This is a genomic window from Paracidovorax sp. MALMAid1276, from assembly GCF_049198005.1.
Taxonomy (GTDB): Bacteria; Pseudomonadota; Gammaproteobacteria; order Burkholderiales; family Burkholderiaceae_C; genus Acidovorax.
The window spans coordinates 1-3,415 of the sequence record NZ_JBMIRS010000083.1; the positions used below are offsets into that span (position 1 = coordinate 1).

The 3,415-nt window shown below is 69.9% G+C and carries 3 protein-coding genes; all 3 read left to right on the forward strand.

Annotated elements, in window-relative coordinates:
- Positions 1–104 precede the first annotated feature (104 nt).
- Complete coding sequence (locus ACOQFS_RS05410) at positions 105–1,166, forward strand: ligase-associated DNA damage response exonuclease (RefSeq protein WP_421561885.1); 1,062 nt, start codon at positions 105–107, stop codon at positions 1,164–1,166.
- On the forward strand, positions 1,163–3,070 hold the full coding sequence (locus ACOQFS_RS05415; RefSeq protein ID WP_421561886.1) for an ATP-dependent DNA ligase: 1,908 nt from the start codon (positions 1,163–1,165) through the stop codon (positions 3,068–3,070). Before ACOQFS_RS05410 ends, ACOQFS_RS05415 begins: the two co-directional genes overlap by 4 nt.
- Positions 3,067–3,415 (forward strand): hypothetical protein (locus ACOQFS_RS05420; protein WP_421561887.1); only part of this gene is annotated, 349 nt, incomplete at its 3' end. The genes ACOQFS_RS05415 and ACOQFS_RS05420, both read left to right, overlap by 4 nt.

Genomic DNA, 3,415 nt, shown 5'->3' on the forward strand with positions numbered 1-3,415 from the left:
GATGGATAAGCGCTGAAGCCTATTTTTACCCCAATTTTCACCGACCCATCTTCATATCCCAAGCCCCTCCTCGGCTTTGGGCCGCCGCCTACGATGCCACACCCATGCCCCGCAGCGACCTGATCGTCCACCGCCCCGAAGGCCTGTACTGCCCGCCCGGCGATTTCTACATCGACCCCTGGCGGCCGGTGGATCGGGCCGTCATCACCCACGCCCACAGCGACCACGCGCGCATGGGCTCGGCCCATTACCTGGCCCACGCTGACAGCGAAGGCACCTTGCGCAACCGGCTGGGCGCGGACATCGATCTGCAGACCCTGGCCTATGGCGACGCGATCGACCACCACGGCGTGAAACTGTCGCTGCACCCTGCGGGCCATGTGCTGGGCTCGGCCCAGGTGCGCATCGAACACGCGGGCGAGGTGTGGGTGGCCTCGGGCGACTACAAGCTCGAAGACGATGGCACCTGCCCGCCGTTCGAGCCCGTGCGCTGCCACACCTTCATCACCGAATCCACCTTTGGCCTGCCCATCTACCGCTGGCCCGCGCAGCCCGCGCTGTTTGCCGACATCAATGCCTGGTGGGCCGCGAATGCGGCGGCGGGCAGGGCCAGCGCGCTGTATGCCTATGCCTTCGGCAAGGCGCAGAGGCTGCTGCACGGGGTGGACCCGAACATCGGCCCCATCGTCGTGCATGGCGCGGTAGAGCCGCTGAACGCCGTGTACCGCGCGGCGGGCGTGGCGCTGCCGCCCACCGTGCGCGTGACGGACCCGGGCGTGACCAAGGCGGACCTGAAACGCGCGCTGGTGCTGGCGCCGCCCTCGACCGCTGGCTCCCCCTGGCTCAAACGGTTTGGCGATCATTCCGACGCCTTTGCGAGCGGCTGGATGCTGGTGCGCGGCGCGCGCCGGCGCCGCGGCGTGGACCGCGGCTTTGTGATGAGCGACCACGCCGACTGGCCCAGCCTGCAAAAAGCCATTGGCGCGACCGGGGCCGAGCGCATCATCGTGACCCATGGCAGCACCGAGGTGATGGTGCGCTGGCTGTGCGAGCAGGGGCTGGACGCGCAGGTGTTTGCGACCGAATACGGTGCCGACGGCAGCGAGGACGACACCGGCGCCGCCGCGCCCGCAGCGCAGGACGGCCCCCCGGAGGCCGCCCCATGAAGGCCTTTGCCGCACTGTTCCAGGCGCTGGACGCCACCACCGCCCAGTCGGCCAAGCTGGCGGCGCTGGTGGCCTACCTGCGCGTGGCGGCCCCGGGCGATGCGGCCTGGGCCATCTACTTTCTGGCGGGCGGCAAGCCGCGCCAGATGGTGCCCACCAAACGCCTGAAAGCCCTGGCGCAAGAGGCTGCGGGGCTGCCCGAATGGCTGTTTGAAGAAAGCTACCAGGCCGTGGGCGACCTGGCCGAGACACTGGCCCTGCTGCTGCCGCCCCCAGTGCAGCCGGTGGACCGGCCCCTGGCCGAATGGATGGCGCAGCTGCTGCCGCTGCGCGCCTTGCCGCCCGAAGAGGCGGACGCCCGGCTGCGCGCGCAGTGGAACATGCTGGCACCCGAGCAGCGCTTTGTGTACTTCAAGCTCATCACCGGCAACTTTCGCGTGGGCGTGTCGCGCCTGCAGGTGACGCAGGCCCTGGCCACGGTGAGCGGGCTGGACCCCAAGCGCATCGCCCACCGCCTGATGGGCTACACGCAGATTGGCCGTCAGCCGCAGGCCGGCGACTACCAGGCACTGATGGCCCCCGTGGACGCCGATGCCGACACGCCGGACGCGGCCGATGCGGGCCGGCCCTACCCGTTCTTCCTGGCCCACCCGTTCAGCCAGCCGGTGGCCGACATGCCCGCCGTGCTGGGCGCGGCCGACGACTGGCTGGTGGAGTGGAAGTGGGACGGCATCCGCGCGCAGATCGTGCGCCGTGCGGGCCAGGTCTGGGTGTGGTCGCGCGGCGAAGAGCTGGTGACCGACCGCTTCCCCGAGCTGGGCAAAGCCGCCATGGCGCAGCTGCCGGACGGCACGGTGGTGGACGGCGAGATACTGGTGTGGCTGCCCGAAGAGCCCGGCCCCCGCCCCTTTGCCGACCTGCAAAAGCGCCTGGGACGCAAGACCTTGACGCCCAAGCTGCTGCGCGAGCTGCCGGTGGTGCTGGTCACGTACGACCTGCTGGAGCATGCGGGGCAGGATGTGCGGCCGACGCCCCAAAAAGCGCGGCGGGCTCTGCTGGGGGCTGTGTTGGAGCCCTCCTCACCCTTCCTGCGGAGCCTTCCTGAGCGCGACGCAGGACTTCGACAAGCTCAGCCCGAACGGGTGGGGGAAGCTTCAAACGAATGGAACGCGTGCGCCACCGCTCCTGCAACCGATGTGCCCCCCGAACCGTTCACGCTGAGCCCGTCGAAGCGCGGCGCAGGACTTCGACAAGCTCAGTCCGAACGGATGGGGGAATTCGAGCTGGAGCCTTCTCCACCGCCCGCAGGAGTGTCCGGCGCCACTTTGCGCCTGAGCCCCCTGCTGCACGGCGCTGGCTGGCCCGACCTGGCCCACCAGCGCGAGGCCGCGCGCAGTATGGGCACCGAGGGCTTCATGCTCAAGCACCGCGGTGCGCACTACGGCGTGGGCCGCACCAAGGACGTGGGCGTGTGGTGGAAGTGGAAGATCGACCCCATGAGCGTGGACGCCGTGCTGATCTATGCCCAGCGCGGCCACGGACGGCGCGCAAGCCTCTACACCGACTACACCTTTGCGGTGTGGAGCGGCCCGCCGGAGGACCCCGACCGGCAGCTCGTGCCGTTTGCCAAGGCCTATTCGGGCCTGACGGACGCCGAGATCGCGCGGGTGGACGCCATCGTCCGCAAGACCACGCGCGAGAGCTTTGGGCCCGTCCGCAGCGTGGATGCGACCTTGGTGTTTGAGCTGGGATTCGAAGGCATCAGCAAAAGCCCGCGCCACAAGAGCGGCATCGCCGTGCGCTTTCCGCGCATGCTGCGCTGGCGCCAGGACAAGACCGTGGACGATGCCGACACCCTGCAGACGCTGATGGCCCTGATGCCCGGGCAGGATGCCGGCGCATGAGCAGCACGCCCCGGCGTTCGCGCAAGACGGCATCGGCGGCCGCAGCATCTGGCCCGGCATCGGCCTGGATGGCAGCGCGTGGCTGGCAGCCCTTTGGCTTTCAGCACGAGGTGTGGCAGGCCCTGGGCGAAGGCCGCTCGGGCCTGCTGCATGCCACCACCGGCGCGGGCAAGACCTATGCCGTGTGGCTGGGCGCGCTGCAGCACCTGGCCCACACCCTGCCCGTTCGGGCTGAGCCTGTCGAGGCCAGGGCGCAGCAATGTCCGCCCGCACCCGTTCCGGCTCCCCTTGGCGGAGCCGAGGCTCCGCACCTTTCACCCCCAACCGTTCGGGCTGAGCCTGTCG